Genomic DNA, 25,919 nt, shown 5'->3' with positions numbered 1-25,919 from the left:
GCTAATTCGGGGGTTAGATCAAATTAAAAGTTGTCAGTTTTTTGTTAAAGGTGATTATTATGTATATAAAGAAAAACAATGGTTTTATAGTAAGAGCTGCAAACTTTTCGAAAAGTAAACGAGCATTGGTGTTACTTAATGAATTTTCAGAGGCGAAAGAATATGAGTATAAGGCTTTATTAAAGAAAGTAAGCATGCTACCTGATATAAAAGAAGCGATAATGGTAGCATCTACTTCTCTTTTTAAAGCAATTTCTAATGTTGATAGTTTAAATGATAAAAAGCTAAAATCAACTTTTTTCTCAACATATGAGTATTTAAAAAGAGCTGTTAATAGAGCGACACCATTTGGAATTTTTTCTTCCGTATATAAAAATGCTGATTATATTCAAAAAGCTAATAAAGAAAATTTTATTAGACATGTTAGATTAAGCCCGGAATGGTTACTTGCAGTCTATAGCGATGTAATTGATCAAATCTATTTGTTTCCTAAACAAAAGATATCACTCAGTGCGTCGGCCATTATAAAAGGAAATTATTTAATAAATTATATTATTGGAGAAAATCCTGTTTTTAAGGATCATGAAGAGATCAGATATCAAAAAAATGCTATTATACAAGCTATTATACGGATTTTTGATACTGATGACCATCCTTCAGTTATACAAATCATTTCTACATTATTATCTTCAGTTAAAAACATTAATATAAATAGCGCTATAAAGATTTTAAAACAATTAATGATAGAACGATTATTAATTGGTGAACTGTATCCATTAAGAGGTTTTGCCCTTTCTGAATTTGAGAGATATATACAAAATATAGAAAAATTGGGGAATCGCTTTTCTATAATAGATGATCTAAAGCAAGTATTATCTTTAGGTGAGGAATATGAAAAAAAGGGTGGAAGTGAAAGATATATAAATTTATTTTGTATTATGAGTGATCTACATGATACTAAGGAAAAAATCATAGTAGATTCCGAAGGAATTAACAGGGAAAATATAACTAATAATATAAGCGATTCAAATATAAAAGATATAAAAAATTTGGCAAATTTCTTATATCATAATGCGCAAACAATACCGGGCTATGATTCTATGATTTTAAATGGATTTAAAGAAAGATTGGCTGAAAGATACGATTATGACCATTTTGTTTCGCTTCTTCAAGTTTTTAGTGAAATGGGATCACCATATTATGACGTAAAATATAGCCAAAAATATCTAAATTATCAAAAAAGGTTGTCAGCTTGGATAGCAACTAATATAGCGTTAAATACAAAGAATAATGAAATACATCTAGAAAATTTTACTGATATTAATTTATCTACAAGTAAATCTTATCCAGAGTATACAGACCCATCTTTTGATTTAAATTTTTACTATTACAAGTACCAAAAACAGGATTTATTTATCTTAGGCCAAAATCCTTCATCTCTTTTAGCCAATGATTTTAATGGTCGTTTTAGTTACTTTTTGTATCCTAATATAAAAAATATAAAAGAAAAAAGCTATTTTTCATCTATCCAGTATATACCTAAAAATAATAAAGTTGCTAATATTTATTATAATAAATTACGCTATACAAATAATATTATTATTAATGGATATAATAATAAAGATATATCTGTATCAAAAATATATATTTCAGTGAATAAAAATAATAAGATAGAATTTGTTGATGATAAGGGCCAGTTTCTTGCTTTTGATCAACAGAATATGGCAAATCCAAGTTTTGAAAATGATATAGTGCGTTTTATTATTACCGCAACATGCCCTAATTTGGAAGTAGAAGAATTTATTACTCAATTAAGAAGTTTTTCCGGATTGTACAGAAAAAGAATGGTTTATAACAGTATTGTTGTAGCACCAGCTTGTTGGAAAATTCCCAAAGCTATAGTAAAAGATAGTGTTAATAAAGTTCGATCTACGTTAAAAGAGCTTAATGTACCAAATTTAATTAATTTAGTACATTTGGATAGAATTTTACCTTTAGATTTAAGGTCAGATACAGATGTGCTTTTGTTAATCAAGTATCATAAAGATAAAAATAATATTGAAGAAAATTTGTACTTAGAAGAAAGACTTGATAAATATGCAAATTCTTTTTTCGAGGTAACTATACCTTTTCATTCTGACAATATGAATAATAATTTGACTAATAAAAAGAGTTGTCATGCAAATCATGAAGATGAATCAAAGCGATATCCTTCTAATTGGTTTTATGTGAAATTGTATTTACCAAAAGGGGAAGGAAACAATTTTATTACTTCAGAAGTATTCAATTTTATTAACAGTAATAAAATTAGATACTGGTTTTTTATTAGATACACAGATCCAAAATTTCATATACGCTTCAGATTTAAATATAGTGATAAAAGAATAATTAACCAGGCCTTAGAATGGATAGAAAGTTTACGGAGTAAAGCAATTATAGATGATTACCAAATAGTCCCATATTATCGTGAATTAGAAAGATATGGTGGTGCTGAAATTTATGATAATATGGAAAAGCTGTTTATGTTAGATTCTATATGTATTGTTGAAATATTAAAGACTGTTAAGCTAAAAAAATTAAATAATCTTCAAAAAGATACTATTGTTTTATGGCAATTAAAAGAAGTTTTAAAATCAGTATTAATTAATCCAGATATCAAATTAAAAGTTCTGAGAACAAAAAGCCTAAAAGATAAGGAATTAAAGAAAAAGTTTAAAGCTTTAGAAAATTTTATAGCGCAAATTGATTATCATGAAATTAGTGAGATTAGTGGAATAACGAAACAAATGATACAGCAAATAAATAATATTTTAACTAAACGAATATTGGATAGTAATGTATCTAATACTACTGTGGAAGATTGGCTGGATAGTATAATTCATATGCATTTTAATAGATTAAATGGTGCGGCTAGATTTGAAGATGAGATGAGAGCACAAGAGTTTAGGCTATTACGCCAATATTATTGGCTTCAGGAGAATGATAATGAAGGAAACAAATGAGCTTCTCGGTATTTATTTATCTGAAGTAGGCAAAAAAAATGATTATCTAAGAGAACATTACACAATATTAGATGGCTTTCCTGGAGTTATGCTAGCTTTAGCACAATTTTATATCTTAGAAAACAATAATGAAATAAAAAATAAAATTGAACTTTTGGCATGCAATTATCTAAATGACTTAAACAATTACGAGATACATATTTCTTCCTCGACGTCTGGATTATTGACAGGACCATTAGGAATATCTGCTGTAATAGATATTTGGGCACAAATTGGTGAGGAAAAAATCTTTTGGAATGAGTTGAATAAGAGGTTTTATAAATCTATTGAATTTCTACTTGATTTTTGGTCAACAACGAATATAAATGATCTTCAAAGTAAGTTTAAAGGGGATTGGATATTTGGTTTTCCTGGAGTTTTAACTTATATTTGTAACTGTAAGATTGCGCATCAAAATGAAATGAAATATTGGCGGTTTAAAAAAGCAGTGCAAAATATATGTAAAAATGACTTATTCAAGTTTAAAGTCTATGATAATTTTAGCTTAAAAAATTTAGGAATGGCACATGGTACAAGTGGCATTATTCTTTCAATTCTAGAGTATGAACTAAGTTTTTTAAACAATATCGATATTACAAATAATACATATTTGTGGTACAAAGATGTATCTAAATCAATAATTAATTGTATTGATCGATATACAAATGATAGTTACGACTTCTATGATTTTCTACCAAATAGTGGAAATAGACTTCAAACCTCTTGGTGTAATGGACTTTGTGGTCTGTTACCCTTAGCCAGTATAATGGAAGATAAAAAAATATTATATAAAATAGCAGAGTTCTTAAATAAAATTACTCCATCTTCAATTAATTCTATTGATGAAGGCATTTATTGTATATGTCATGGTTTTGGAAGTATAGAATATGCTAAATATTATTTAAATAATTCACATTTAGATATGTCCTTATTTAAATTCAAAAATTATTGTATATTACCTGATATTAATAAAACAAAAGAAAATGATATAGGTTTTTTATCTGGTTTGGGTGGTTTTCTAGCACTAAATGCAAGTATCATAAAGAAACAAAGGTGTTGTTTTGATTGGATGCTTGGTATGAATGATTTTTTTTAATTCGTTTATACAAATACATAACGTATTATTGACTTTCTATCATAATAAATTTTATGAATGACTAGAACAATTACCGTTTAGAGAGCGCGCAAAACTATTACAAAAAATTATAGATATACAAGAATAAGGTCTGTCAGTTGTGCAACGAATGGAGTACAACTAAAAAGTTAGACATTTTATCATTACGCAATACTCAATGCACGGTTCCGATATTTAATCGGAGTCGTGTATTTTAGTTTGTTTGATCTTCTAATATGGTTGAATCAGTAAACGTATTCAGCGAGAATTGCTTTCATTTGTGCCAACGAAGCAATTTTGACCTGGTTGAGCTTCTCTCGGCGCATTATCGTGGCAGTTGCCCTTACGCGACATGCTTTGCTTGATCTTCATCTGGCACAGTCGGGCCTGATAGCCGTTGTTGCGGTATTGAAAGCCCTGATCTGAATACAAAATAGGCTGGGCTGTTTCAGGCAGTTTTTGCTTGAGCTCTGCCAGCATGTCATAAACCAGCCTCATGTTAGGCGAATAGCTGACTTGACAAGCCAGTATTTCCAGTGAGGCCTCATCAATGACCGGTGAAATATAAACCTTTTTGCCTGAAGTCAGCTTGTATTCGGTAATATCCGTGTGTAAGACGTGGTAGGGTCTGGTTTCATTAAACCGCTGCTTTAAAATGTTTTCCTTGATTACGCCTGCAGGGCCCGCATAAGAACTGTAGCGTGCAGTGCGCCTGCTGTAGACTCTGGTCTTTAGTCCCAGCTGCCGCATCAGCTTGCGCACGGTATTGGGCGCATAGCTAAAGCCTTGATCTAAGAGTGCACCATGCATACGTCGATAACCGTAAGTCTCATCACTTTCTTGGTAGAAGATAGACTTGATTACGCCTTTAACAGCAGCGTATTTATCTGATCGGTTCAATCGGTGACTGCGGTTGTCGTAATAAGTTTTGCGGTTAAGGTGCAGCTTGGCAAGCAAAAGCTTTAACGGCACCTCAGGTCGCTCAGCCCGAATCTCCACGGCTATTCTGGTTTTTTGCCGGTTGGTGAGCGCGGATATCGGGCAGCCACTTTTTTTAGGATTAAGTTATCCAATTCTAAGTCGGCTTTTTGTGCCTCTAGCTCAGCGACCTGACGACGCAATTGTTCTACTTCGGTTAGCTTCTTAGTGGGTTTAAGCTTCTTCTGACGCTTCTTTTTAGTCATGGTTGGTGGTCTCCCCATGGATTTTGGGAGCAGCCCAGAGTAGCCTGCAGCCTGATAAGCCGCCAGCCATTGTCTTACTACTGACCGCGAAAGATTAAAAACTGCGGCTACCCTGAGTACTCCCATGTGATGTTCATGATAGAAGCGTACCACATTTAGCTTGAATTCAGGCAAATAAGTTTGTCGGGTGTGAGTAACCTTTAAAGCGGCTAAGCCATGTTTACGGGCACGTTCTGCCCAGGCCCTAATCTCGGTATGATCAATGCCGTATTCGCGTTCTAGTTTAGCTAAAGAGGTTTGGTGGGATAAGTATTTACTACAAATTTCCATTTTCAAAGCAGTTGAATATTTAGTCATGAAAAAAGTGCTCCTAATAGTCAGATTAATGTCTAACTATTATGGAGCACTTCACCAATCTAGAGGGTTAACTTCAAAGACACATCATTTGGATGTGCCTTTTTTATTATCTCTTAAAAATCTCTGTAGAAAGCGATCAAGTTGTATTTGTCACACGGATTAAAATTACAACTCTCATAAAACCTGCGCGTTTTAACGGTATTTTCTGTCAACAAAACTTTCTGTCTGACAGAATTATATTTCTTTAGCACTCTGTTTATTAATTTCGTACCAATTCCTTGTCTTTGATAAGCAGGATTAACCAGTAAATCTTGGATATAAATGATGGTCAAACCATCACCAACTACTCTGATTAATACAACTAAATGGTTTTGATCATAAGCGCCAATAGCAAAAAGCGAATTTGCAAGTGCCTTTTGCAGTTGCCGAGGATTTTGCGTATAGGAACTCCAACCAACGCTTGTGTATAAATTTATAAGTTGTTCCATAGCGATATTTTTGTCAGCTATATATTTCATTTTTATTCCTCCTTAACTAATTGAAAATTAAAGAGCAATACGTAATTTTTCCATGTGCACCTCCCAATTTATTTTTATAAAGCCAGTAAAATTATTATCTTTAAGTTTAAACTACTGTGGTTTTAAAGCAATACTACATTTATCAAGTTTTGCAAACAAAAAATTAATTAATAGTTAGCAAAGTAATTTACTGTAGATTGAAATATAGAAATAGTAAACAAGAAGGCTGATTTATTCCTATTTTTGTTGCGTTTCCTAAATATGGATTATTTTAGTCAAAGCTATCCAGTTCAGTCAGTGCCTTTTCCCAAGCATCATTTGCCTCAGCGAGCTGTTTTTGCGCTTCAGTAAGCTGCTCCTGCAAAGGACCTAATTTGTCGAAGTTGGTAGCAATTTCAGGATCAGCCATTTGATTTTGAATATCTTTTTGCTCTTTTTCTAATTCCTCAATCTTGTTTTCGGAATTCTCAACCGCTCTTTGTAATTTACGTTTTTGTGAATCACGGAGCTTTTGTTCTTGATAGGACAATTTGTTTTTATTTTTTTCGGGATCAATGACAGTTGTGTCTTCATTAGCAGACGTACTTGCAGAAACAGCATTTTGCTTAGTTTTCTCGTTTAAATAATAATTATAATCACCCTCATAAACTTGTGCATTGCCGTTTTTAATCTCTACAATTTTATTAGCTAATTGATTGATAAAATAACGATCATGGGAAACAAATAACAAAGTGCCGTCAAAATCTTGCAATGCTTTTTCCAAAACTTCCTTGGCTTCAAGATCCAAATGGTTCGTAGGTTCATCCATTAGGAGAAAGTTGTTGTGTTCAAGTGATAATACAGTTAACGTTAATCTCGCTTTTTGACCACCAGATAATTGTCCGACAGTTTTATCAATATCTTTTGCGGTAAATAAGAAGCTGGCTAAAATTGAACGAACATCACGTTCAGGCATCGTTTTATGTCTGTCCCAAACGGTATCAATCACAGTTTTAATAGGATCAAGGAGTTGCAATTCTTGGTCATAGTAGCCAACGTCTAGTGCAGCTCCGTATTTAATTGCACCATTCTGAGGCTTTAACTTTTTCATAATGGTTTTGAGCAAAGTTGATTTACCGATACCATTTTGACCGATCACTGCCACGCGGTCGCCTTTATTTATTTGTAAGGAAATATCGTGTACCATTGTTTTTCCCGGATATCCAATGGTTAGATTGCGTAAAATTAACACTTCTTTGCCTGAAGGTCGCTCACTTGTGAAATTAATACGCACTTTATTTTTGTGCTTCGGGGGAGTGATCCTGTCCATTTTTTCTAATTGTTTACGGCGGCTTTGAGCTCTTTTGGTGGTTTTAGCTCTGACGATATTTTTTTGTATAAATTCCTCGTCTTTTTTGATTTTTTCTTGTTGCTTTTCGTAAGCTTCTTCTTGTTGCCGGTTGCGCAGTTGGCGTTCTGCTACATATGCGGAATAATTGCCTTTAAAGACAGTTAATTTGCCAAACTGCAATTCAAAAATTTGAGTTGCTAAATTATCCAAAAAATATTGGTCGTGGGAAACTACCAAGATAGCTCCAGCATAGCTTTTTAGGTAGTTTTCGAGCCAATCTAATGTGTCTAAATCAAGGTAATTGGTCGGTTCGTCCAATAACAATAGCGGTGGTTTACGCAAAAGTAGCTTCACAAATGCCAGTCTGGTTTTTTCTCCTCCAGAAAGGCTGCCAATCTTTTTTGACCAAGTTGCTTCTGGGAAGTTGAACCCGTTTAAAATACTTTTAATATCAGCTTGATAGGTATATCCGCCTTGTTGTTCAAAGTCGAATTGCAATTGGTCGTATTGTTTTAACAATTCTGCATTTTGGGGACTTGCAGCCATTTTCTTTTGTAAATCTGCTATTTTTTGGCTCATATTAATTAAAGGGGCAAATACACTGAGCATTTCTTCCCAAATAGTTTTACTTTCGCCTAAAGCATTTTCCTGAGCAATATAACCCACAGCGATATTTTTATTGATAGTGAATTCACCATGCGTGGCTTCTTCTTCACCAGTCATAATCTTAAGTAATGTTGTCTTACCAACACCATTAGGTCCAATAAGACCTATTCTTGCATTCGCGTCAATTGAAAAATTGACATTTTTAAATAACGTATTGGCACCAAATTGTTTTTCTAAATCGTGCCCTTGTGCAATTATCATAATTTTTCACCTAGAAACCATTTTAGCATATTGACTAGATTTCTTGTGTGAGAGTTTTGAAGGTTAATATAAAAAGAATTACTGTTTGTGTTTAGTTGACACAAAGCTAAGAAAGAATTGTCATTAAGCAAATTCGCTATTATTGAGAGCATTGCTGAAAATAACATAGTATAAATTTTTGCTCAAAATATGTTATTTTTAGCTAAAAAGCGGTAGATTGTGAAAAAAACATTTGCAAATGGCATAAATTTATAGGTAGAATAATAGTAATTGCTGAATAATTCACAAAAACGAAATATATACTATACTTAATCAATTGGAGGCTTTTAAATGGAAAAGATCAAGATACCCACAGCAACGGCTAAAAGACTGCCTTTATACTACCGCTATTTAATTATTTTGAATGAAGCTGGTAAAGAAAAAGTGTCATCGACTGAATTGTCAGAAGCAGTTCAAGTTGACAGTGCTTCAATTAGACGTGACTTTTCCTACTTCGGTGCTTTAGGCAAACGAGGTTATGGCTATGATGTTAAGAGCTTGCTTTCTTTTTTCAAGAAGATTTTAAATCAAGATACTTTGACTAATGTCGCTTTAGTTGGAGTTGGTAATTTGGGGCATGCCTTACTGAATTACAATTTCAAACGTACTAATAATATCCGTATTTCTTGCGCATTTGACATTGATCAAAGGATCACGGGGAAAATACTGAGTGGCGTTCCGGTTTATGAAATGGGGGAGTTAAAAAAACAACTTAGTGATCAACAAATCTCTATTGCTATCTTAACTGTACCTTCTGCCACTGCTCAAAAGACGGCTGATGACATGGTTGAAGCTGGTATTAGGGGGATTATGAATTTTACTCCTATTCGTTTATCTGCTCCCTCCGGCATTAGAATTCAAAACGTTGACTTAGCCACTGAATTGCAAACTCTTATTTATTTTCTTGATTCTGATAAAAACAATAAATAATAGTAATCATACCAAAAAGTTATTAAACAAACGAATTAGCACTTTAAACAAAAAAGTGCTAATTTTTTCTTGCATTTTTTGGGAAAAGGGGTTATTATCATAGATGTAAGTTAGCACTTGATGAGCAAGAGTGCTAACGGCACATTAAATTAACAAAAATTAATTGTAGGAGGGACAAACGTGTTACAACCAATTGGTGATCGCGTGATCGTAAAAGTTAAAGAAGAAGAAGAAAAAACTGTAGGCGGAATCGTCCTAGCTTCTAATGCTAAACAAAAGCCAACCGAAGGTGAAGTTGTTGCTGTCGGTGAAGGTAATTATGCTGAAAATGGCAGTAAAATACCTATGACTGTTAAGGAAGGCGACGTTGTTTTATACGATAAGTATTCCGGTACAGATGTTAAATACGATGGTGAAAAATATTTAGTCCTTCATGAAAAAGATATTTTAGCAATTGTTAAGTAATTAAGGAGCGCATAAAAATATGGCAAAAGATATTAAATTTTCAGAAAAAGCAAGACGTTCCCTACTAAAGGGCGTTGATAAATTAGCTGACACTGTTAAGGCAACTATTGGTCCTAAGGGTAGAAACGTTGTTTTAGAGCAATCATACGGCAACCCTGACATTACAAACGACGGTGTAACTATTGCGAAAGCAATTGAGTTAAAAGACCACTATGAGAACATGGGTGCTAAGTTAGTTGCTGAAGCAGCACAAAAAACTAATGATATTGCCGGTGACGGTACTACTACTGCTGTTGTTTTGACTCAAGCAATTATTCGCGAAGGCATGAAGAATGTTACCGCTGGTGCTAACCCTGTAGGTGTTCGTCGTGGTATTGAAAAAGCTACTAAGGCTGTAGTTAACGAATTACACAAGATTAGTCACACTGTTTCTTCAAAAGACCAAATTGCCCAAGTTGCTTCTGTATCTTCAGCTTCCAAAGAAGTTGGTGATTTAATCGCTGATGCAATGGAAAAAGTCGGTAATGATGGTGTCATTACTATTGAAGACTCACGTGGTATTGAAACTGAATTGTCAGTAGTTGAAGGTATGCAATTTGACCGTGGTTACCTGTCACAATACATGGTAACCGATAACGACAAGATGGAAGCTGATCTTGACAATCCATATATTTTAATTACTGATAAGAAGATTTCCAACATCCAAGACATTTTGCCATTGTTACAAGAAATTGTGCAACAAGGTAAATCATTATTGATTATAGCTGACGATGTTTCAGGCGAAGCTTTACCAACATTAGTTTTGAACAAGATTCGTGGTACATTTAACGTTGTTGCGGTTAAGGCTCCTGGCTTTGGTGACCGTCGTAAAGAACAACTGCAAGATATTGCCGCTTTAACTGGTGGTACAGTAATTACTGATGATTTAGGACTTGAATTAAAAGATACTAAGATTGATCAATTAGGTCAAGCTCGTCGCATTACTGTTACTAAGGATTCAACAACCATTGTTGATGGTTCTGGCTCTGATGAAGCTATTAAAGATCGTGAAGATTCTATCAGAAAGCAAATTGAAGAAACTACTTCAGACTTTGACAAGAAGAAACTGCAAGAACGTTTAGCTAAATTAACTGGTGGTGTAGCTGTTATCCATGTTGGTGCTGCTACTGAAACAGAATTAAAAGAACGCAGATACCGTATTGAAGATGCTTTGAACTCAACCCGTGCTGCTGTTGACGAAGGTTACGTTGCCGGTGGTGGTACTGCATTAGTAGATGTTAAAGATGCAGTTAAAGACCTTAAAGGTGATAATGCCGATGAACAAACTGGTATCAACATTGTTTTAGAGGCATTGACTGCTCCAGTTCGTCAAATCGCTGACAATGCTGGTGAAGACGGTTCAGTTATCTTGAACAAGCTTGAAGGTCAAGATAATGAAGTTGGTTATAACGCAGCTAATGGCAAATGGGAAAACATGGTTGAAGCCGGAATTATTGACCCAACCAAGGTAACTCGTACTGCTTTACAAAATGCTGCTTCAATTGCTGCTTTGCTTCTGACTACTGAAGCAGTTGTTGCCGAAATACCAGAAGATAAACCTGCTGCTGATCCAAGTGCAGGCGCAGGTGCTGGCAATCCAGGTGTAATGTAATCTAGTTTTTATTAGTTATTTAATAAATCCTACTAGCAACCCTGTGGGGCTTGCTAATAGGATTTTTATTTTTTAAAATTAGTTTTAAAAATTTAATTATTAGTCAGGATTTTTCACTAGAAAGGAAAATTAGTGGAATATTTAAGTTTATTAGGTGTTGTAGTAATAGTGGTAGGCTTTGCTTTTGGCCTTGATACAATCGCTGTTGTCGTAATTTCCGCTTTAGTTACTGCATTAGTTTCAGGAATAGATTTTACTTCTTTTTTAGCTATCTTAGGTAAAGGTTTCATGGATAACAGAATGGTTTCACTGTTCTTTTTAACATTACCTACAATTGGCATTTTAGAAAGACACGGTTTAAAGCAGGCAGCAGTTAACCTCATTCAAAAAATGAAGAAATTAACTCCTGGACGTATTTTTGATATTTACATGGCAATACGTGAAATTGCTGGCGCTTTTGGTATTTCGCTGCAGGGTCACGTTCAGTTCATAGCACCCTTGATAAATCCTATGGCACAAGCTGCCGGAAAAGTTAACGGTGAACTAACGCCGCTTGAAATGGATAAAATTAAGGGAAGAGCTGCTGCCACCGAGAATTTTGGTAATTTCTTTGCCCAAAATCTCTTTGTGGCCTCATCTAGTGTTTTACTTATTTCAAGTACGATGAAGTCACTAGGACACCCAGTTAGTCCATCAGGAATAGTTTTATACACATTTCCAGTAGCAATTATCAGCTATATTCTATGTTTGTTTTACAATCATGCTTTTGACAAAAAGTTAATGAAACATAAAGAAAAATAGGAGAAAAGATGGATACTTTAATTAATAATATTTTATTAGCTTTCTATATTTTAATCGGCCTTTTCTTTTTAGCTGCTGCTATTGAATCTTGGCGTGATGAAACTAATCCTGTTCGTTGGGGTACAGGAGCATTCTGGTTCTTATTTGCCGTACTGTTTTGTGCTGGGCAATGGCTGCCAAATGCTGTCAACGGCGGTCTCATTCTGGTAATTGCTTTATTGTCCTTGTTTAAGCAAGTGCGTGTTGGTCATATAAAAAGTTTAGATGAAAAAGTGGCTACCAAAACAATTAAGCGTATCGGTAATTGGATTTTCTTACCTAGTATTTTATTAGCCGTATTGGCTTTAGTAATTGCTCAATTTACTAACTTAGGTGGGCAAGTGGGAATTGGCGTTGCTGCGATTGTTTCTTTAATTGTTGCCCAATTTTTAACCAAGTCGAATGGCAAAGTTGTTTATGAAGATACACAAAGAATGGTTCGTTCGGTTGGATCAGCAGGAATTTTGCCGCAATTGCTTGCTACTTTGGGAGTTGTATTCACAGCTTCCGGCGTGGGACAAGTAACTGCTAAGGCCATTTCCGGTCTTTTCCCAATTGGAAATCACTTATTAGGAGTGACCTTGTACTGCGTTGCTATGGCATTATTTACGGCAATTATGGGCAATGCATTTGCCGCCTTTGCTGTTATTACTGCTGGTATCGGTATTCCTTTTGTGGTGGCTCAAGGCGGTTCGCCTGTAATTGTTGCCGCTTTGGGGATGACATCAGGTTATTGTGGTACTTTGTTGACTCCTATGGCAGCTAACTTTAACACTTTGCCAGTTGCGTTGATGGAAATGAAAGATCAGTTGGGTGTGATTAAGCAACAATTTCCAATTGCAATTAGTATGCTGATTATTCAAATTATTCTAATGTATGTTCTGGCATTTTAAATAGTAAGGAGAAAAAATAATGAAGATTTTAGTCACTGGATTTGATCCGTTTGGTGAAGACGAAATTAACCCTGCAATAGAGGCAGTAAAAAGATTAGATGATGAAATTGCGGGTGCACAAATAGTTAAGTTGGAAATTCCTACTGTTTTTGGCGAATGTGCTGATGTGGTCCACGAAGCAATTCTTAAGGAAAAACCTGACTATGTTTTAAATATCGGTCAAGCTGGCGGTCGTTTTGCGTTAACCCCTGAGCGTGTAGCTATCAATTTTGACGATGGTCGTATTGCTGATAATAAGGGTTACCAACCAATTGCTACACCAATTCACGAAGACGGACAAAACGCTTATTTCACCCAACTTCCAGTTAAAGCAATGGCCCGGGCAATTCGAAACGCAGGCTTACCAAGTTCTGTTTCTACTACCGCTGGTACTTTTGTCTGCAACCATATTATGTACCAAGTTCAATATATGATTGATAAGGAATTTCCTGATCTTAAAGCTGGCTTTATGCATATTCCTTATTTGCCGGAACAGGTTGTAGCTAAACCGGAAACTCCTTCTCTAAGTTTGGCAGATGATGTTAAGGGAATCACAGCTGCTATCGGTGCAATTGTAAAAATGGATGGCAAAAAAGATTTGCAAAGTATTGAAGGTCATATTGCTTAAAGGCACTTTTAAGTGATTACAAAAATAAAAATCTAACAAAAGAGATCGTTTTAACTACGGTCTTTTTTCTTTTAACGTTTAGTTTAGCGTATAATAATAACAGTAAACCAGAAAAGAAGAGGAATAATTGTGAAAGCAAATTTAACGCCAATGATGGAGCAATATCATGAAATCAAAAAGCAGTATCCCGATGCTTTTCTTTTTTATCGTGTCGGAGATTTTTATGAATTATTCGAAGATGATGCGGTAAAGGGCGCACAAATTCTGGAGTTGACTTTAACTCACCGTTCAAATAAAGCCGAAAATCCTGTTCCCATGGCTGGGGTGCCTCACGTGGCAGTTCAATCTTATGTCGACACGTTGGTTGAGAAGGGATACAAAGTTGCTCTATGTGAGCAGCTTGAAGACCCGAAAAAAGCAAAAGGCATGGTTAAACGTGGCATCATTCAATTAGTTACGCCAGGAACCTTGATGAATGACAAACCTAGTGAAGCTAAGGAGTCCAATTATTTAACTTCAGTTGTCTCCACCAAGAGCTGTTTTGGTCTTGCATACAGCGATTTGTCAACTGGTGAAATTTACGCCACGCATTTAAAGAGTTTTGCTGCCGTGTCTAACGAACTGCTTTCACTACGTACGCGGGAAGTGGTTTTTAATGGTCATTTGAATGAACGCGACAGCGACTTCCTGCATAAAGCCAATATTACAGTGTCAGAACCAGTCGAATTAACTGGTAAACATGCAGAAATTTCTTTTGCTGAACAAAACTTAACTAATTCTGCTGAAAAATCTGCTGTTAAACAATTAGTGGGTTACTTATTGCAAACACAGCGGCGCAGTCTAGCTCACCTTCAAGCTGCCCAAAGCTATGAAGTCAGTCAGTACTTGCAAATGTCTCATACTGTGCGGGATAACTTGGAGTTAACAGCTTCTGCTAAAACAGGCAAAAAAATGGGTTCACTGTTTTGGGTGCTTGATAAAACGCATACGGCTATGGGTGGACGCCTGCTCAAGCAGTGGCTGGCAAGGCCGTTATTATCGGTTGCCAAGTTAGGTCAACGGCAAGAGATGGTGCAAGCTTTACTTGATGAATACTTTACTCGTGAAAATATTGTTGATGCGCTAAAAGGTGTATATGACCTAGAGCGTTTAACAGGTAGAATTGCTTTCGGTAGCGTTAATGCCAGAGAATTATTGCAACTAGCACATTCTCTTGCTGCAGTTCCTCCAATATTAGCAGCAATGCAAAAAGCAGATAATAAAAACCTGCAAAATTTTGCTCAAGAAATTGATCCCCTAAGAGGAGTTGCCAAATTAATTACGTCCACTATTGTTGATCAACCACCCGTTTTAACCACAGAAGGCGGGCTGATAAAAAGTGGCGTTGATAGTCAATTAGACCGTTATCGGGATGCAATGAATAACGGCAAAAAATGGCTGACAGAAATGGAGCAGGAAGAAAGAGCGAAAACGGGTATTGATAACCTTAAAGTAGGTTATAACAAGGTTTTTGGCTACTATATTCAAGTAACCAATTCAAATAAGAATAAAGTGCCCCTTGACCGGTACCAGCGTAAGCAAACTTTAACTAATGCAGAACGATATATTACCCCAGAACTTAAAGAACATGAAAATCTTATTTTGGAAGCACAAACTAAGTCAACAGATTTGGAATATGAATTGTTTGTGAAATTGCGTGACGAAGTAAAAAAATATATTCCTGCTTTACAAAAATTGGGTGGGCAGATTGCTGCACTTGATGTTTTCTGTTCTTTTGCTCAAGTGGCTGAAGAAAATAATTATTGCAGACCAGAATTTCATACCGATAATCAAGATGTGAAGGTGGTCGCAGGTCGTCACCCCGTAGTTGAACAAGTAATGAAGGCCGGTTCATATATTCCAAATGATGTCAAACTGACGGAAGACACTGATATTTTTCTAATTACTGGACCTAACATGTCGGGTAAGAGTACATATATGCGGCAAATGGCACTTATAGCCGTTATGGCGCAAATTGGGTCTTTTGTGCCCGCCGATAGTGCAGATTTACCGATTTTTGATCAAATATTTACCCGTATAGGTGCAGCTGATGATTTGATCTCAGGTCAAAGCACGTTTATGGTCGAAATGACTGAAGCAAATGATGCCTTGCAACACGCTACTATGCGTAGTCTGGTTTTATTTGATGAAATTGGTCGTGGAACTGCAACTTATGATGGCATGGCTCTAGCTGGTGCAATTGTCCAGTATCTGCATGATGAAGTTGGTGCTAAAGTACTATTTGCCACTCACTTCCACGAATTAACCGCGATGGAGCATACCTTATCACATCTAAAGAATATCCATGTAGGTGCAACTGAAGAAAATGGCAAATTGATTTTCTTGCATAAAATTCTACCTGGACCAGCTGATCAAAGTTATGGTATTCACGTAGCCCAACTAGCTGGTTTACCTAAAAAAGTGTTGCGCAAGGCAACTAAATTGCTTAAGAGACTTGAAGCACAAGGCAGTAGTTTAGGTCCTGCTTCTACTCAGTTAGATTTATTCAGTAATGAGCCTGAAGAATCGTCGGCAAGCGAATCTGAATTAGAAGCTGAAAATGAATTAACTGCTAAAGAGAAGGATATTCTAGATGAAATTTCCAATCTTTATCTAGCAGACCAAACGCCACTGCAAGTGATGCAATTAGTTGAAAATTGGCAAGAAGATTTAAAGGATGAAAACTAGTCATGGCACAAATACATGAGCTATCAGTTAATCTGGCTAATCAGATTGCTGCTGGAGAAGTAATCGAAAGGCCAGCAAGCGTAGTCAAAGAATTGGTCGAAAATGCAATTGATGCGGGCAGTGATAGAATCAGAATAGATTTTATTGATGCCGGTTTAAAACAGATTGTAGTTCAAGATAACGGATCTGGTATTCCCAGTGATCAAATTGACCTAGCTTTTACTAGGCACGCGACCAGTAAGATTAAAAATGAACACGATTTATTTAACGTCAATACCTTGGGATTTCGGGGAGAAGCCTTGGCGTCAATTGCTGCTGTCAGCCATGTTGAAATTTTAACCAACGCAACCGGCAAAGTTGGCACGCGTGCCCAATTTTCAGCGGGGATTAAAAAAGGGCAAGAGGAAGCCGCAGCTGTACAGGGTACACAAATAACAGTCAAAGATTTATTCTATAACACGCCTGCACGGTTAAAATATTTACGTAGTCCGCGCACTGAAATTATGAAAATTGTTGATATAGTAAACCGCATAGCTTTAGGTTATCCAGATATTGCCTTTACCTTGATGAATGAAGGAAAGTTGTTACTTAGAACCGCTGGTAACAATAATTTACGCCAGACGGTTTCCAGCGTTTATGGCCGTCAAGTTGCCGAAAAAATGCTGGAATTTAAAAGCAGTGATAATGATTTTGAAGTCAGTGGATTAATTTCTAAGCCAGAACTGACTAGAGCAACCCGTAATTTTATATCTATTCTGTTAAATGGACGTTATATTAAAAATTTCAGATTATCTAGTGCAGTGATGGATGGCTATGGCAATAAACTTTCTGATAAACATTGTCCATTTGCCGTTGTGAGAATTAAGACAGATCCGCTTTTAGTAGATGTGAATGTTCACCCGACAAAACGAGAAGTCCGTCTTTCCAAAGAAACTGAATTAAGTCGTTTAATAACTAATGCAATCAGTACAGCGCTTTTAATTAATGAAAATGAAGTTGATGCTGTCAATAATTTGACTGCCTCTAAAACAGAGACTTTGGTTGATCAACTTAAATTTAATTTGAATAAAAATGTAGTAGAAACTAAGAGAACCCCTGAAGTCGATGAAATCCGGGAAAATAAGCCGGATAAGATTAAGAACATCAAACACGCGCGCTATGTAGATCTAAACATTCCACGCGATGATGATCGTTACTTAATTACTTCTACTTGGTCTGACAATGTCAAAAAGCAGTGTCAACTAACACCTTTTAGTAGTAATAATTCAACCGCTGCCGTCATTTCAGCGGGCGATGAACTTTTAGCAAGTAGCCTGCCGGAATTAACCTTTGTTGGTCAGACAGCTACATATATTATTGCGGCAAATGCTGGTGATTTGTACTTAGTTGATCAAGTGACAGCGAGAAGATTACTCGCTTTTAAAAAAATTATGCGTGATCTAGCCAGTCCTCAAATTAATCAGCAGGGATTATTAACTCCCCTAATTTTAGAATTTGGGAATCTGGATTATTTACAAATAAAAAACAAGATGACTGACATTCAAAAAATTGGTATCTACTTGGAAGAATTTGGGCAAGATACCTTTATTATACGGTCTTATCCTACTTGGCTTGGTCGAGATGTTGAACAGTCTGTGCGCCGCATTTTAGATTCTTTTATTAATGTTGATCAGGGCAGTAATGCTAGTTTGATTAAAAGAATTGCAGCGCAAGAGGCACAGAAAAAAATAGCTGGTCGCAAAAAATTAACAACTGCTGACTGCGGCGAGATTTTAACTAGTTTAAGAGAAATTAGTGATCCGTATCATGATGCTCAAGGAAACCTGGTAATTGTGCGTTTGAAACAGAATGATTTACGTAAAATGTTTAAAAGGAATGAATAGTTAATGTACGAGTATTTAGATGGCACGATTGCCTTTATTAGACCAAATTACATCGTGGTTGATGTAACAGGTATAGGTTATAAAGTATTTAGTCCTACACCTTTTGCTTATCAAGAAGGTCAAAAAGCACGTGTATTTATTGAACAAATTGTGCGGGATACAGGAATTACTCTTTATGGCTTTCAATCGGCAAATGATAAAGAATTATTTTTAAAATTGTTAAGCGTGAGCGGGATTGGTCCCAAATCTGCCTTGGCAATTATGGCGGCCGAAAACAGTAATTCACTCGCCGAAGCAATTGAAAACGGGGAAGTTAAGTATTTGACTCATTTTCCGGGTGTAGGCAAAAAAACTGCCTCTCAAATCGTCTTGGATTTAAAAGGTAAGTTGGGAGATTTTGTTAAAAAGGCTAATTCAACCGTTTTACCAGAAGTATCACCAGAATTAAATGATGCTTTATTGGCTTTACTGGCGTTAGGTTATACTAAAAAAGAAGTTGACCGTATTACACCGGCTTTAGTTAAAGAAGATAAAACCACTGCGGATCAATATATTAAAAAAGGTTTGGCTCTACTGTTGAAGAAGTAAATCTTGTTATAATATAATTAAGGTTTTAAAGGGAAGTGAGATTGGTGGCAGAAGATAAAAACGCAATAGTTTCTGGAAAAGTTCAGGGATCAGAAGATGAGCAGGCTGATTTTTCTTTGCGTCCGCAGACTTTAACTGAATACTTGGGTCAAAAACGAGTGAAACAAGAGATGGCGGTATATATTAAAGCGGCAAAGAAAAGAGACGAAGCTCTTGACCATGTCTTGTTATATGGGCCCCCCGGTTTAGGTAAGACTACTTTAGCTTTTGTTATTGCTAATGAATTGGGTGTAAATTTAAAAAGTACTAGCGGTCCAGCTATTGAAAAGGCTGGTGACTTAGTAGCCTTACTAACTGATCTTGATCCCGGTGACATTTTATTTATTGATGAAATTCATCGGCTAGCCAAACCCATCGAAGAAGTGCTCTATTCTGCTATGGAAGACTACTATGTTGATATTGTGATCGGAGAAGGACAGACTACCCACGCCGTCCACGTACCGCTGCCACCGTTTACTTTAGTTGGCGCTACTACTTTAGCCGGCCAGTTGTCAGCACCATTAAGAGGACGCTTTGGAATTGTTGAGCATTTACAATATTACACTGTTGCAGAACTGGAAAAGATTATTTCCCGCTCCAGCAAAGTTTTTAATATTGAAATTGAGCAAAAGGCAGCACATGAATTAGCCAGAAGATCACGTGGTACTCCTAGAGTAGCAAACCGTTTATTAAGAAGGGTCAGAGACTTTGCCCAAGTTAAAGGTGAAAAGGTTATTTCGTTTGCTACTACTGCTGATTCTTTGAAACAATTACAAGTTGACGATGAAGGCCTAAACCAAACGGATCGTAAAATTTTACGGGTAATTATTGAAAATTATCATGGGGGTCCCGTGGGCATCAGAACTTTAGCAGCTAATGCAGGGGAAGATGTAGAAACCATTCAGTCCCTTTATGAACCTTATTTAATGCAAAACGGATTTTTGTTAATGACACCTAGGGGTAGAATGGTGACAGAGAAGGCATACATTCATCTGGGATTACCATTGCCAGACAAATAATGCAATTATTCGTTATTTTTTGTATAATGAATAATTAGGAAATTAAAAATTAATTGAGGAGTGTAAAAGTGAATACATTATTTTTAGCTAATGCCAATGCTGGTGGCGGAAATTTGATGATGATAGTATTTATAGTTGCTATCTTTGCCGTAACATATTTCCTGATGCTTAGGCCACAAAAAAAGCAGCAACAAAAGAAAATGGAAATGATGAACCAATTAAAAAAGGGTGACAATGTGGTCTTAATTGATGGCTTGCACGGTAAAATTGATTCTGTTAATACAAAAGACAAAACAGTAGTGGTTGATGCTGACGGAATTTATTTGACCTTCAGCAGAATGGCTATTCAGCAAATTTTGCCAAGTAGCCCAGCTTCAGCCGAACCTGCTTCCGCAACTCCAGCCGACACTAAAGCTGAAGATCAAGCAGAAAGTGAACCTGAAAAAGAACCAGATTCAGAGCAAAAACCTGAAGCTCCTGCAGACAAACCTACAGAAGAAAAACCAGCTAGTCAATCATCTGATGCTGCTGATGATCAAGAAAAATAATAAAGAATTGTGTCCTTAAAGGGACACTTTTTTATTGGCTTATTTTGTGAATAAGGGTTTATTATTGCGCAAAGTGTCAGTTTTTTTAAAAAATAGTATAAAATGATACTAGCACATATAGGTATCAGAAAGGATTTTCTCATGAAAAATATTCCAGTTATTATGATTATCTTTGGTGGTAGTGGAGATTTAGCACATAGAAAACTTTATCCTGCGTTATTTAATTTGTATGAGCAAGGTTTAATTCACGATAATTTTGCGGTAATTGCTACTGCACGTAGGCCTTGGTCGCACGAATATTTGCGTGGACAAGTGTGTGATGCGGTTCACGAAACTCACAGTGAAGTTAATGAAAATAATTTAGCTGAGTTTGCCAGTCATTTTTACTATCAATCTCATGATGTGACAAATGTAGAACATTATGAAACTTTGAAAAATTTAGCTCAGGAACTGGACGATCGCTATAGTTCACAAGGTAATCGAATCTTTTATATGGCAATGGCTCCTAGATTTTTTGGTACAATTGCCGAACATATTAACGACCAACACCTAACCAGCTCTGGCTTTAACCGAATTGTTGTTGAAAAACCTTTTGGTCGTGATCTTACAAGCGCAGAAGAATTAAATAAGCAAATAACAGCATCATTTGCTGAAGATGATATTTTTAGAATTGATCATTATTTGGGTAAAGAAATGGTGCAAAATATCTTGCCGTTACGCTTGACCAATCCATTGATTAAGAATATTTGGAATAACGAAAATATTAAAAACGTCCAAGTCACTCTAGCTGAAAGGCTGGGTGTTGAAGCTCGTGGAGGTTACTATGAGACTTCAGGAGCTTTACGTGACATGGTTCAAAATCATATTTTTCAAATAATTACATTACTGGCTATGCCAGAACCCAAAGATTTAACTTCAAGAAGTATTCATGAGGCAAAGCAGGAACTATTAAGCAGCCTGGTAATACCCTCTGAAAAAGAAATTGCCGCTCATTTTGTCAGGGGCCAATACTTAGGTAGTGATGTTACTTTTGGCTATCGCCAAGAACCAAATGTAGCAGAAGACTCACAAACAGAAACATTTGTCGCTGGAGAAGTAAAGTTCAAAAAGGGTCCATTAGCAGGAACGCCAATCTACTTTAGAACAGGTAAAGAAATGAGGGAGAAGAAAAATAGAATTGACATTGTATTAAAGCATAAATCTAATCAATATGGCAGAGCTCATTCTAATAACATTACAATTATTATTGACCCGCAAATGCAAATTTTTATCACTATTAATGGTAAAAAAATCAACGAAAGTGGCATTAGACGGGAAAACCTGAGCTATCTTTTTTCGCAAGAAGAACAAAATCAGGTGCCGGATGGCTATGAGCGCTTGTTACATGATGTCTTTATCAATGATTCCACCAATTTCACCCACTGGAGTGAACTAAAGAATTACTGGCATTTTATTGACCAGATTGAAGAAGCCTGGCAAAAGGAAAATGAACAAGGTCATGAGCCTGAGCAATATTTGCCATATAGAATGGGACCTAAAGCAGCAAATAAAATTTTTGAAACACCAACTGAGCGCTGGATTTATGACTAAATTTGACGATGGCCTGCTACCACAAAATGACACGCACAGAAAGATCATTCACCTTGATATGGATGCTTTTTATGCTTCTGTTGAAACTCGCGATCATCCTGAACTCAAAAATAAGGCACTAGTAATTGGGCAAGATCCGCGTGACTATCACGGTCATGGCGTTGTGGCAACAGCAAACTATATTGCGCGTCAATATGGTGTCCATTCAGCAATGCCGTCAATTAAGGCACTTAGACTGATACCCAAAAACAAGTTGGTCTTCATGAGTCCAGACTTTACCAAATACCATGAGGTTTCAACGGAAATACACCAGTTAATGCACGAAATTACAGATAAGGTGCAATCTATCGCGCTTGATGAAGCATATTTAGATGTCACTGAAAATAAGCAGGGTCTTTCTTCCGCGCTTCAAATCGCAATTAATTTACAAACCAAGATTAAACAAGAGGTAGGCTTGAACTGTTCTTTCGGTGTAACTTATAATAAATTTCTCGCAAAGATGGGTTCTGAATACTCCAAACCTTTTGGTCGCACCATTATTTTGCCTGACGAAGCGCAAGAATTTTTGGCTAGGCAAAAAATTGCCCGTTTTCATGGTATTGGTCCCAAGACGCAAGCCAAATTAGCAGAGATGGGTATCTATACAGGACGCGGCTTGCAAAAAATACATGTTCGTGATTTAATTGAACATTTCAATCGTATGGGCTATTTGATGGCTGAACATGCAAATGGTATCGACTTGTCACGGGTAATACCAGACGATGAGCGCAACCGTAAATCAATTGGCATTGAACGTTCTTATGAACCCAGTGTCTATAATGAGCAGACTGCACTTACTAATTTGCGCAATTATGTTAATGATTTAGCGGATAAACTAAGCGAGCGCAATTTTTATGCTAATACGATTGTTTTAAAAATTAGAAATAGTGAGTTTAAAACTCTTACTAAAAGACGTAAACTTGAACACGCTACGAATAATCCTTTGGAAATTTATGATGCTGCTAAAGATTTGTTTGACCCAATATCAAGCTCCTTTTTAAACGACGGTATTAGGCTTCTAGGAGTAACGGCTACCGATTTTTCTGAAGCAGATTATGAAAATATGGATTTAAATCTATTTACTAAATGAGCTATTTTATTGTTAAACTAAATATTATATTTGCTAAATAAAGGAGTATAGATATGAGCACTTTTGACCAAATTTATCAAAAAATCAAACAATATGACACCATCATTCTACACAGACATACTAGCCCTGATCCAGATGCTTTGGGCTCACAGGCGGGGCTGGCTCGTTCTTTAAAATTGCAGTTTCCGACTAAGCAAATTTTATGTGCCGGTGAAAATGATGAAGGCGATCTTGATTGGATTAATAAAATGGACCAGGTCACTGCTGATGATTATCAAGGTGCCCTGGTGATTACCACTGATACTGGGAATACAGCTAGAATTTCAAATAAAATGTATAGTAAGGGTGCTTTTTTGATTAAAATTGATCATCACCCGGATGTTGAACCGTATGCGGATATGAGTTATGTTGACGATCAAGCGCCTGCCGCCTCACAAATTATTGCCGATTTTATTATTACTGAAAAAATGCCGTTAACAAAAGAAGTAGCATATCCGCTTTATGCCGGTATAGTTGGTGATACTGGTAGGTTCATGTACCCAGAAACGTCAGAGCATACTTTTAAAATTGCAGCTAAATTGGCAGCTACTGGTATCAATATCAATGAAATTGCACGTAACATTAGTGATGTTACTTTTGAACAGGCAAAATTGCAGGCAATCGTTTTGGATTATATGAAAGTTGATCCTAGCGGTGCTGCTTACGCAGTTCTAACGCAAAAAACTTTACATGAATTAGGCGTTGACTCTGATCAGGCTTCCTGCACAGTTTCTACTCCAGGGCGGATAAAAGATATTATCGCCTGGAACGTATTTGTAGAAAAGCCTGATGGTACTTTTAGAGTCCACTACAGGTCAAAGGGTCCCGTAATTAATGAACTGGCTGCTAAACATGATGGTGGCGGGCACGCTTTGGCAAGTGGTGCTAATGCTAAAGACATGGCTGAAGTTAAGCAAATTTTTGCCGAATTAGTTCAAGTAACCAAGGAATACCAAGAGGAACATGAATAATATTTTTGAAAACGAACAGTTAAATCCAGCAATTAGGCAAGGTTTAAAAAAGATCAATTTTGTTAAACCGACAAAAGTTCAGGAAAAAGTAATTCCCGTTTTATTGGCACATAAAAATGTGGTGGTACAGGCTGTCACTGGATCTGGTAAAACTCACGCTTTTTTGCTTCCGGTAATGAACGAAATTGACACAAACTTGCAATATCCCCAGGCAATTTTAACAACACCTAGCCGTGAACTTGCACAGCAATTGTATCAAGTGACCAGGCAGTTGCGGGATGCAGCAGGATTGAATATTTCTGTTGCGCATTTAGCTGGCGGAACTGACCGTGAAAGGCAGATAGAAAAAATTAACCGCCGCAAACCTCAACTCATTATTGCTACTCCAGGACGTCTGCATGATTTTGTCGAAAAAAAGGTTTTACCGTTAGATTATGTTAAAAATTTTGTCATTGATGAAGCTGATATGACGCTGGACATGGGATTTTTAAGCGACATTGATTTTATTGCTCAGCGTCTAATGCGGGATTGTGTCCTAGCAGCTTTTTCTGCCACTATTCCAGTGAAACTCGCTAATTTTTTGCGCAAATATATGGCTAAACCGGAGACAATTATCATTGATAACCCTGCTGTTATCTCTCCCACAGTCAAAAACGATTTAATTGATATTGGTGCTAAAAAACGCGAAAAAGTACTTTACCAAGTTTTAACTCTCGGTCAGCCGTATTTAGCATTGATTTTTGCCAATACGAAACAAACAGTAGACGAATTGGCTGCTTTTCTTACTAATCAAGGACTTAAAGTAGCTAAAATACACGGCGGGATAACTGAACGTGAACGGAAAAGGACTTTGCGTGAGGTTGAAGCGGGGCAATATCAATACGTTGTGGCAACTGATCTCGCAGCTCGCGGTTTAGATATTAAGGGCGTTAGTTTAGTTGTTAATTATGAAATTCCACGTGAACTAGAATTTGTCGTCCATCGTATCGGCAGGACTGGTCGGAATGGAATGAGTGGTCACGCAATTACTTTAATTCGCGAAGAAGAAATGGATCGCATTCTGAAATTGGAAAGAATGGGTATTCAATTTGATTTTGTTGAAGTTAAAAATGGTGCCCTGGTACCACGAAAGCATTATCATAGTCGTAACTCTAGGCAATCAGCTGCCCACAGTTTAGATAATAAAATGAGGGGTATGGTTAATAAAGCGAAAAAGAAGCGCAAACCTGGTTATAAGAAAAAGATTAAACGTGCTATTCAGCAAGATAAAGCCCAGAAAAATAAAATTGAGCAGCGCAATAAGATTCGCAAGGCAAAGAGGCAAAGAAAAAGACGTCGTGAAGATCAATCTTAATAAAAAAGACTAAATAAAAAATTAGCCGCACTTTTAAAACTAATAAATCAGTGTTCATTAATCTGGTTTATTAGTTTTTTGATTGCTTTTTTATAAAACGGCTTTATTTGCAGAATTCAGAAACTTTTAAAAATTA

General features: G+C 36.2%; 19 protein-coding genes and 1 pseudogene. 17 read left to right on the top strand and 3 right to left on the bottom strand.

From position 1 onward, the window contains the following. Positions 1-59: 59 nt before the first annotated feature. The gene (locus LACWKB8_RS06260; RefSeq protein WP_038523497.1) at positions 60-3,002 is read left to right on the top strand and encodes a lantibiotic dehydratase; all 2,943 of its coding nucleotides are present in this window, start codon (positions 60-62) and stop codon (positions 3,000-3,002) included. Continuing rightward, a complete protein-coding gene (locus tag LACWKB8_RS06255) occupies positions 2,986-4,137 on the top strand; it encodes a lanthionine synthetase LanC family protein (RefSeq protein WP_038523494.1) in 1,152 nt (383 codons plus the stop codon). Before LACWKB8_RS06260 ends, LACWKB8_RS06255 begins: the two co-directional genes overlap by 17 nt. 182 nt (positions 4,138-4,319) lie before the next feature. Here the strand turns inward: LACWKB8_RS06255 and LACWKB8_RS09275 are convergent. The 3 genes and pseudogenes from LACWKB8_RS09275 to LACWKB8_RS06235 all read right to left on the bottom strand — a co-directional run bounded on the left by LACWKB8_RS09275 (position 4,320) and on the right by LACWKB8_RS06235 (position 8,411). After that, positions 4,320-5,696, bottom strand: a pseudogene (locus tag LACWKB8_RS09275) (IS3 family transposase). Between the two features lie 113 nt (positions 5,697-5,809). Beyond that, positions 5,810-6,214: a GNAT family N-acetyltransferase gene (locus LACWKB8_RS06240; RefSeq protein WP_038523489.1), complete on the bottom strand. Its 405-nt coding sequence runs from the start codon at positions 6,212-6,214 to the stop codon at positions 5,810-5,812. A gap of 271 nt (positions 6,215-6,485) precedes the next feature. After that, on the bottom strand, positions 6,486-8,411 hold the full coding sequence (locus LACWKB8_RS06235) for an ABC-F family ATP-binding cassette domain-containing protein (RefSeq protein ID WP_038523486.1): 1,926 nt from the start codon (positions 8,409-8,411) through the stop codon (positions 6,486-6,488). A 330-nt stretch (positions 8,412-8,741) separates the two neighbouring features. On the opposite strand from LACWKB8_RS06235, the gene LACWKB8_RS06230 reads away from it, so the two are divergent. From LACWKB8_RS06230 to LACWKB8_RS06160, 15 genes are all read left to right on the top strand, one after another. After that, positions 8,742-9,380, top strand: coding sequence for a redox-sensing transcriptional repressor Rex (locus tag LACWKB8_RS06230; protein WP_038523483.1), 639 nt, complete (start codon positions 8,742-8,744; stop codon positions 9,378-9,380). Positions 9,381-9,560: 180 nt separating this feature from the next. Continuing rightward, the gene (gene groES / locus LACWKB8_RS06225; RefSeq protein WP_038523480.1) at positions 9,561-9,845 is read left to right on the top strand and encodes a co-chaperone GroES; all 285 of its coding nucleotides are present in this window, start codon (positions 9,561-9,563) and stop codon (positions 9,843-9,845) included. Positions 9,846-9,864: 19 nt separating this feature from the next. Next, positions 9,865-11,496, top strand: coding sequence for a chaperonin GroEL (gene groL, locus LACWKB8_RS06220; protein ID WP_038523477.1), 1,632 nt, complete (start codon positions 9,865-9,867; stop codon positions 11,494-11,496). A gap of 132 nt (positions 11,497-11,628) precedes the next feature. Beyond that, positions 11,629-12,297 carry a DUF969 domain-containing protein gene (locus LACWKB8_RS06215; RefSeq protein WP_038523474.1) on the top strand — a complete coding sequence of 223 codons (669 nt, stop codon included), beginning with the start codon at positions 11,629-11,631 and terminating at the stop codon, positions 12,295-12,297. 8 nt (positions 12,298-12,305) lie between these two features. Beyond that, positions 12,306-13,229, top strand: coding sequence for a DUF979 domain-containing protein (locus LACWKB8_RS06210; RefSeq protein ID WP_038523472.1), 924 nt, complete (start codon positions 12,306-12,308; stop codon positions 13,227-13,229). A gap of 19 nt (positions 13,230-13,248) precedes the next feature. Then, positions 13,249-13,896, top strand: a complete 648-nt coding sequence (gene pcp, locus LACWKB8_RS06205; RefSeq protein ID WP_038523469.1) for a pyroglutamyl-peptidase I — start codon at positions 13,249-13,251, stop codon at positions 13,894-13,896. A 150-nt stretch (positions 13,897-14,046) separates the two neighbouring features. Continuing rightward, entirely contained in the window at positions 14,047-16,623 is a 2,577-nt protein-coding gene (mutS, locus tag LACWKB8_RS06200) for a DNA mismatch repair protein MutS (RefSeq protein ID WP_207204693.1), read from the top strand. 2 nt (positions 16,624-16,625) lie between these two features. Beyond that, positions 16,626-18,506 carry a DNA mismatch repair endonuclease MutL gene (gene mutL, locus LACWKB8_RS06195; protein WP_038523463.1) on the top strand — a complete coding sequence of 627 codons (1,881 nt, stop codon included), beginning with the start codon at positions 16,626-16,628 and terminating at the stop codon, positions 18,504-18,506. A gap of 3 nt (positions 18,507-18,509) precedes the next feature. After that, positions 18,510-19,094, top strand: coding sequence for a Holliday junction branch migration protein RuvA (gene ruvA, locus LACWKB8_RS06190; protein WP_038523460.1), 585 nt, complete (start codon positions 18,510-18,512; stop codon positions 19,092-19,094). A gap of 35 nt (positions 19,095-19,129) precedes the next feature. After that, positions 19,130-20,152, top strand: coding sequence for a Holliday junction branch migration DNA helicase RuvB (gene ruvB, locus LACWKB8_RS06185; RefSeq protein WP_370530317.1), 1,023 nt, complete (start codon positions 19,130-19,132; stop codon positions 20,150-20,152). Positions 20,153-20,220: 68 nt separating this feature from the next. Continuing rightward, complete coding sequence (yajC, locus tag LACWKB8_RS06180) at positions 20,221-20,700, top strand: preprotein translocase subunit YajC (RefSeq protein ID WP_038523455.1); 480 nt, start codon at positions 20,221-20,223, stop codon at positions 20,698-20,700. Positions 20,701-20,841: 141 nt separating this feature from the next. Further along, positions 20,842-22,290, top strand: coding sequence for a glucose-6-phosphate dehydrogenase (zwf, locus tag LACWKB8_RS06175; RefSeq protein WP_038523452.1), 1,449 nt, complete (start codon positions 20,842-20,844; stop codon positions 22,288-22,290). Continuing rightward, positions 22,283-23,419, top strand: a complete 1,137-nt coding sequence (gene dinB, locus LACWKB8_RS06170) for a DNA polymerase IV (RefSeq protein WP_207204683.1) — start codon at positions 22,283-22,285, stop codon at positions 23,417-23,419. Before zwf ends, dinB begins: the two co-directional genes overlap by 8 nt. 53 nt (positions 23,420-23,472) lie before the next feature. Further along, a complete protein-coding gene (locus LACWKB8_RS06165; RefSeq protein ID WP_038523446.1) occupies positions 23,473-24,429 on the top strand; it encodes a bifunctional oligoribonuclease/PAP phosphatase NrnA in 957 nt (318 codons plus the stop codon). Continuing rightward, positions 24,422-25,783, top strand: coding sequence for a DEAD/DEAH box helicase (locus LACWKB8_RS06160; protein ID WP_038523443.1), 1,362 nt, complete (start codon positions 24,422-24,424; stop codon positions 25,781-25,783). The genes LACWKB8_RS06165 and LACWKB8_RS06160 overlap by 8 nt, the downstream gene beginning before the upstream one ends. Positions 25,784-25,919 lie beyond the last annotated feature (136 nt).

The organism is Lactobacillus sp. wkB8 (assembly GCF_000761135.1).
GTDB lineage: Bacteria > Bacillota > Bacilli > Lactobacillales > Lactobacillaceae > Lactobacillus > Lactobacillus helsingborgensis.
Note: the sequence above shows the minus strand (reverse complement) of the source record. Positions and strands in the feature narration are given on the sequence as shown.